This window comes from Metabacillus schmidteae, assembly GCF_903166545.1.
In the GTDB taxonomy this organism is placed as follows: Bacteria; Bacillota; Bacilli; order Bacillales; family Bacillaceae; genus Metabacillus; species Metabacillus schmidteae.
The window spans coordinates 417,914-425,000 of record NZ_CAESCH010000001.1 but is presented as its reverse complement, the minus strand read 5'-3'; the positions used below and the strand labels follow the sequence as shown (position 1 = coordinate 425,000).

Genomic DNA, 7,087 nt, shown 5'->3' with positions numbered 1-7,087 from the left:
TGCGTTTGCTGCAGCACTAAAGGGCGGAAACCCTCTAACACTTAGCACTCATCGTTTACGGCGTGGACTACCAGGGTATCTAATCCTGTTCGCTCCCCACGCTTTCGCGCCTCAGCGTCAGTTACAGACCAGAGAGTCGCCTTCGCCACTGGTGTTCCTCCACATCTCTACGCATTTCACCGCTACACGTGGAATTCCACTCTCCTCTTCTGCACTCAAGTTCCCCAGTTTCCAATGACCCTCCACGGTTGAGCCGTGGGCTTTCACATCAGACTTAAGAAACCGCCTGCGCGCGCTTTACGCCCAATAATTCCGGACAACGCTTGCCACCTACGTATTACCGCGGCTGCTGGCACGTAGTTAGCCGTGGCTTTCTGGTTAGGTACCGTCAAGGTACCAGCAGTTACTCTGGTACTTGTTCTTCCCTAACAACAGAACTTTACGACCCGAAGGCCTTCATCGTTCACGCGGCGTTGCTCCGTCAGACTTTCGTCCATTGCGGAAGATTCCCTACTGCTGCCTCCCGTAGGAGTCTGGGCCGTGTCTCAGTCCCAGTGTGGCCGATCACCCTCTCAGGTCGGCTACGCATCGTTGCCTTGGTGAGCCGTTACCTCACCAACTAGCTAATGCGCCGCGGGTCCATCTGTAAGTGACAGCCGAAGCCGTCTTTCAATTTCGAACCATGCAGTTCGAAATGTTATCCGGTATTAGCTCCGGTTTCCCGGAGTTATCCCAATCTTACAGGCAGGTTACCCACGTGTTACTCACCCGTCCGCCGCTAATCGTTGGGAGCAAGCTCCCTCAGATTCGCTCGACTTGCATGTATTAGGCACGCCGCCAGCGTTCGTCCTGAGCCAGGATCAAACTCTCCAATAAAGTGTTTGATATAGCTCATAAAAGTTTTGTACTATTATAGTACGATTTTTGTTAATCGAAATTAACGTTGGCACGCTTGGTTTTGTTTAGTTTTCAAAGATCATTTATTTAACGCAACTTTTAAATAATAACATTACTATACATATAAAGCAAGTGTTTTTTAAAAGTTTTTTGGTGGAGCCTAGCGGGATCGAACCGCTGACCTCCTGCGTGCAAAGCAGGCGCTCTCCCAGCTGAGCTAAGGCCCCAAATCTAATAATTTAAGTGGTCGGGAAGACAGGATTCGAACCTGCGACCCCTTGGTCCCAAACCAAGTGCTCTACCAAGCTGAGCTACTTCCCGTAATATGGCGCGCCCGAGAGGAGTCGAACCCCTAACCTTTTGATCCGTAGTCAAACGCTCTATCCAATTGAGCTACGGGCGCATATAAGTGGTGCCGAGGACCGGAATCGAACCGGTACGGTAGTCACCTACCGCAGGATTTTAAGTCCTGTGCGTCTGCCAGTTCCGCCACCCCGGCACTTATTGGAGCGGAAGACGGGATTCGAACCCGCGACCCCCACCTTGGCAAGGTGGTGTTCTACCACTGAACTACTTCCGCAAATATTTACATGGTGCGGGTGAAGGGACTTGAACCCCCACGTCACAAGGACACTAGATCCTAAGTCTAGCGCGTCTGCCAATTCCGCCACACCCGCATGGTGTGTAAATGATGAGCCATGAAGGACTCGAACCTTCGACCCTCTGATTAAAAGTCAGATGCTCTACCAACTGAGCTAATGGCTCCTATTTCTCTAAACACTCTTAGTTGACACCCAAATCTCAGGGAGATTACTCAAGAAGCAGCTCGATTTGTGTGCTGAAGTATTGCTTTGTAGCATATTCGAACGTGCTCTACCAACTGAGCTAATGGCTCATTTTATAATGAGTGGTGCCGGCGAGAGGACTTGAACCCCCAACCTACTGATTACAAGTCAGTTGCTCTACCAGTTGAGCTACACCGGCCTAAAATAATATATAATGAGATTTTATGGTGGAGGATGACGGGATCGAACCGCCGACCCCCTGCTTGTAAGGCAGGTGCTCTCCCAGCTGAGCTAATCCTCCGGATTAGAATTGCATGATACAATTCTGTATATTACTACTTGGCGACGTCCTACTCTCACAGGGGGAAACCCCCAACTACCATCGGCGCTGAAGAGCTTAACTTCCGTGTTCGGCATGGGAACGGGTGTGACCTCTTCGCCATCATCACCAAATAATATAAGTTTGAAGGCATATTCCTTCAAAACTAGATAACGATTCACAATTCAATTCACTAAGCTTACGCTTTTATTAGGTTAAGTCCTCGATCGATTAGTATCAGTCAGCTCCACACGTCACCGCGCTTCCACCTCTGACCTATCAACCTGATCATCTTTCAGGGATCTTACTCACTAGTGTGATGGGAAATCTCATCTTGAGGGGGGCTTCATGCTTAGATGCTTTCAGCACTTATCCCTTCCGCACATAGCTACCCAGCTATGCCTTTGGCAAGACAACTGGTACACCAGCGGTGCGTCCATCCCGGTCCTCTCGTACTAAGGACAGCTCCTCTCAAATTTCCTACGCCCACGACGGATAGGGACCGAACTGTCTCACGACGTTCTGAACCCAGCTCGCGTACCGCTTTAATGGGCGAACAGCCCAACCCTTGGGACCGACTACAGCCCCAGGATGCGATGAGCCGACATCGAGGTGCCAAACCTCCCCGTCGATGTGGACTCTTGGGGGAGATAAGCCTGTTATCCCCGGGGTAGCTTTTATCCGTTGAGCGATGGCCCTTCCATGCGGAACCACCGGATCACTAAGCCCGACTTTCGTCCCTGCTCGACTTGTAGGTCTCGCAGTCAAGCTCCCTTGTGCCTTTACACTCTACGAATGATTTCCAACCATTCTGAGGAACCCTTTGGGCTCCTCCGTTCCTTTTCAGGGGGCGACCGCCCCAGTCAAACTGCCCACCTGACAATGTCTCCCAGCCCGATCAGGGCTGTGGGTGAGAATTTCAATACAGCCAGGGTAGTATCCCACCGACGCCTCCACCGAAGCTAGCGCTCCGGCTTCTCAGGCTCCTACCTATCCTGTACAAGCTGTACCAAAATTCAATATCAGGCTACAGTAAAGCTCCACGGGGTCTTTCCGTCCTGTCGCGGGTAACCTGCATCTTCACAGGTACTATAATTTCACCGAGTCTCTCGTTGAGACAGTGCCCAGATCGTTACGCCTTTCGTGCGGGTCGGAACTTACCCGACAAGGAATTTCGCTACCTTAGGACCGTTATAGTTACGGCCGCCGTTTACTGGGGCTTCGGTTCAAAGCTTCGCTTGCGCTAACCTCTCCCCTTAACCTTCCAGCACCGGGCAGGCGTCAGCCCCTATACTTCGCCTTGCGGCTTCGCAGAGACCTGTGTTTTTGCTAAACAGTCGCCTGGGCCTATTCACTGCGGCTTTTCCGGGCTATTCACCCTAAAAAGCACCCCTTCTCCCGAAGTTACGGGGTCATTTTGCCGAGTTCCTTAACGAGAGTTCTCTCGCTCACCTTAGGATTCTCTCCTCGCCTACCTGTGTCGGTTTGCGGTACGGGCACCTCTCACCTCGCTAGAGGCTTTTCTTGGCAGTGTGGAATCAGGAACTTCGGTACTATAGTTCCCTCGCCATCACAGCTCAGCTTATGTGACAACGGGATTTGCCTCGTTGTCAGCCTAACTGCTTGGACGCGCTAATCCAACAGCGCGCTTACCCTATCCTTCTGCGTCCCCCCATTGCTCAAACGGTGAGGAGGTGGTACAGGAATTTCAACCTGTTGGCCATCGCCTACGCCTTTCGGCCTCGGCTTAGGTCCCGACTAACCCTGAGCGGACGAGCCTTCCTCAGGAAACCTTAGGCATTCGGTGGAGGGGATTCTCACCCCTCTTTCGCTACTCATACCGGCATTCTCACTTCTAAGCGCTCCACGAGTCCTTCCGGTCTCGCTTCACAGCCCTTAGAACGCTCTCCTACCATTGTTCGTAAGAACAATCCACAGCTTCGGTGATACGTTTAGCCCCGGTACATTTTCGGCGCAGAGTCACTCGACCAGTGAGCTATTACGCACTCTTTAAATGGTGGCTGCTTCTAAGCCAACATCCTGGTTGTCTAAGCAACTCCACATCCTTTTCCACTTAACGTATACTTTGGGACCTTAGCTGGTGGTCTGGGCTGTTTCCCTCTTGACTACGGATCTTATCACTCGCAGTCTGACTCCTGAACATAAGTCTTTGGCATTCGGAGTTTGACTGAATTCGGTAACCCGATGGGGGCCCCTAGTCCAATCAGTGCTCTACCTCCAAGACTCTCATTTCAAGGCTAGCCCTAAAGCTATTTCGGAGAGAACCAGCTATCTCCAAGTTCGATTGGAATTTCTCCGCTACCCACACCTCATCCCCGCACTTTTCAACGTGCGTGGGTTCGGGCCTCCATTCAGTGTTACCTGAACTTCACCCTGGACATGGGTAGATCACCTGGTTTCGGGTCTACGACCACGTACTCTTTCGCCCTATTCAGACTCGCTTTCGCTGCGGCTCCGTCTTATCAACTTAACCTTGCACGGGATCGTAACTCGCCGGTTCATTCTACAAAAGGCACGCCATTACCCATTAACGGGCTTTGACTACTTGTAGGCACACGGTTTCAGGATCTCTTTCACTCCCCTTCCGGGGTGCTTTTCACCTTTCCCTCACGGTACTGGTTCACTATCGGTCACTAGGGAGTATTTAGCCTTGGGAGATGGTCCTCCCTGCTTCCGACGGGATTTCACGTGTCCCGCCGTACTCAGGATCCACTCTGGAGGGAACGAAGTTTCAACTACAGGGTTGTTACCTTCTTTGACGGGCCTTTCCAGACCTCTTCATTTACTCCGTTCCTTTGTAACTCCGTATAGAGTGTCCTACAACCCCAAGAGGCAAGCCTCTTGGTTTGGGCTAATTCCGTTTCGCTCGCCGCTACTCAGGAAATCGCGTTTGCTTTCTCTTCCTCCGGGTACTTAGATGTTTCAGTTCCCCGGGTCTGCCTTTATTACCCTATGTATTCAGGTAAAAATACTACTCCATTACGAGCAGTGGGTTCCCCCATTCGGAAATCTCCGGATCAAAGCTTACTTACAGCTCCCCGAAGCATATCGGTGTTAGTACCGTCCTTCATCGGCTCCTAGTGCCAAGGCATCCACCGTGCGCCCTTACTAACTTAACCTTCGACATCGAAGATGTCATTTACTTCATTAATAAGAGAATCACTAAACTAAGCGTTTAAACTCAGTGAATTACTTGAATTGTTATCGTTATCTAGTTTTCAAGGAACATAAAGCACAGGATATTTATATCCTATGTGTTTTATTACTTATATTGAAAGATCCAATGATCTCTCAAAACTAAACAAAATACCAAGCGTACCTCATATCCTTAGAAAGGAGGTGATCCAGCCGCACCTTCCGATACGGCTACCTTGTTACGACTTCACCCCAATCATCTGTCCCACCTTAGGCGGCTGGCTCCTTACGGTTACCCCACCGACTTCGGGTGTTACAAACTCTCGTGGTGTGACGGGCGGTGTGTACAAGGCCCGGGAACGTATTCACCGCGGCATGCTGATCCGCGATTACTAGCGATTCCGGCTTCATGCAGGCGAGTTGCAGCCTGCAATCCGAACTGAGAATGGTTTTATGGGATTGGCTTGACTTCGCAGTCTTGCAGCCCTTTGTACCATCCATTGTAGCACGTGTGTAGCCCAGGTCATAAGGGGCATGATGATTTGACGTCATCCCCACCTTCCTCCGGTTTGTCACCGGCAGTCACCTTAGAGTGCCCAACTGAATGCTGGCAACTAAGATCAAGGGTTGCGCTCGTTGCGGGACTTAACCCAACATCTCACGACACGAGCTGACGACAACCATGCACCACCTGTCACTTCGTCCCCCGAAGGGGAACCTTCTATCTCTAGAAGTAGCGAAGGATGTCAAGACCTGGTAAGGTTCTTCGCGTTGCTTCGAATTAAACCACATGCTCCACCGCTTGTGCGGGCCCCCGTCAATTCCTTTGAGTTTCAGTCTTGCGACCGTACTCCCCAGGCGGAGTGCTTAATGCGTTTGCTGCAGCACTAAAGGGCGGAAACCCTCTAACACTTAGCACTCATCGTTTACGGCGTGGACTACCAGGGTATCTAATCCTGTTCGCTCCCCACGCTTTCGCGCCTCAGCGTCAGTTACAGACCAGAGAGTCGCCTTCGCCACTGGTGTTCCTCCACATCTCTACGCATTTCACCGCTACACGCGGAATTCCACTCTCCTCTTCTGCACTCAAGTTCCCCAGTTTCCAATGACCCTCCACGGTTGAGCCGTGGGCTTTCACATCAGACTTAAGAAACCGCCTGCGCGCGCTTTACGCCCAATAATTCCGGACAACGCTTGCCACCTACGTATTACCGCGGCTGCTGGCACGTAGTTAGCCGTGGCTTTCTGGTTAGGTACCGTCAAGGTACCAGCAGTTACTCTGGTACTTGTTCTTCCCTAACAACAGAACTTTACGACCCGAAGGCCTTCATCGTTCACGCGGCGTTGCTCCGTCAGACTTTCGTCCATTGCGGAAGATTCCCTACTGCTGCCTCCCGTAGGAGTCTGGGCCGTGTCTCAGTCCCAGTGTGGCCGATCACCCTCTCAGGTCGGCTACGCATCGTCGCCTTGGTGAGCCGTTACCTCACCAACTAGCTAATGCGCCGCGGGTCCATCTGTAAGTGACAGCTAGACGCCGTCTTTCAATTTCGAACCATGCGGTTCGAAATGTTATCCGGTATTAGCTCCGGTTTCCCGGAGTTATCCCAATCTTACAGGCAGGTTACCCACGTGTTACTCACCCGTCCGCCGCTAATCGTTGGGAGCAAGCTCCCTCAGATTCGCTCGACTTGCATGTATTAGGCACGCCGCCAGCGTTCGTCCTGAGCCAGGATCAAACTCTCCAATAAAGTGTTTGATGTAGCTCATAAAAGTTTTGTACTATATAGTACGTTTTTGTTAATCGAAATTAACGTTGGCACGCTTGGTTTTGTTTAGTTTTCAAAGATCATTTGCTTAACGCAACTTTTATATAATAACAAATGTCCGAGTTGTTTGTCAACAACTTTTTTGTTTTGTTATTAACTTGTTA

At 51.0% G+C, this 7,087-nt stretch carries 9 tRNA genes and 4 rRNA genes (1 of these 13 only partly in view); all 13 read right to left on the bottom strand.

Going from position 1 to position 7,087, the window contains the following annotated elements:
* A 16S ribosomal RNA gene (locus HWV59_RS02005) occupies positions 1 to 876 on the bottom strand; it reaches 674 nt to the left of the window's first position.
* A 172-nt stretch (positions 877 to 1,048) separates the two neighbouring features.
* Positions 1,049 to 1,124: transfer RNA gene (locus tag HWV59_RS02000), tRNA-Ala, on the bottom strand.
* A gap of 17 nt (positions 1,125 to 1,141) precedes the next feature.
* A tRNA-Pro gene (locus HWV59_RS01995) sits at positions 1,142 to 1,218 on the bottom strand.
* Between the two features lie 5 nt (positions 1,219 to 1,223).
* Positions 1,224 to 1,300 (bottom strand) — tRNA-Arg (locus HWV59_RS01990).
* A gap of 7 nt (positions 1,301 to 1,307) precedes the next feature.
* A tRNA-Leu gene (locus HWV59_RS01985) sits at positions 1,308 to 1,396 on the bottom strand.
* A gap of 6 nt (positions 1,397 to 1,402) precedes the next feature.
* Positions 1,403 to 1,477: transfer RNA gene (locus HWV59_RS01980), tRNA-Gly, on the bottom strand.
* 11 nt (positions 1,478 to 1,488) lie between these two features.
* Positions 1,489 to 1,574, bottom strand: a tRNA-Leu gene (locus HWV59_RS01975).
* Between the two features lie 15 nt (positions 1,575 to 1,589).
* Positions 1,590 to 1,662 (bottom strand) — tRNA-Lys (locus tag HWV59_RS01970).
* A gap of 143 nt (positions 1,663 to 1,805) precedes the next feature.
* Positions 1,806 to 1,881, bottom strand: a tRNA-Thr gene (locus tag HWV59_RS01965).
* Positions 1,882 to 1,907: 26 nt separating this feature from the next.
* Positions 1,908 to 1,983, bottom strand: a tRNA-Val gene (locus HWV59_RS01960).
* Positions 1,984 to 2,019: 36 nt separating this feature from the next.
* Positions 2,020 to 2,135: ribosomal RNA gene (rrf, locus tag HWV59_RS01955) — 5S ribosomal RNA — on the bottom strand.
* Positions 2,136 to 2,212: 77 nt separating this feature from the next.
* Positions 2,213 to 5,141, bottom strand: a 23S ribosomal RNA gene (locus HWV59_RS01950).
* A gap of 213 nt (positions 5,142 to 5,354) precedes the next feature.
* Positions 5,355 to 6,905: ribosomal RNA gene (locus tag HWV59_RS01945) — 16S ribosomal RNA — on the bottom strand.
* The 16S, 23S and 5S rRNA genes sit together here with 9 tRNA genes alongside, the layout of an rRNA operon.
* Positions 6,906 to 7,087 lie beyond the last annotated feature (182 nt).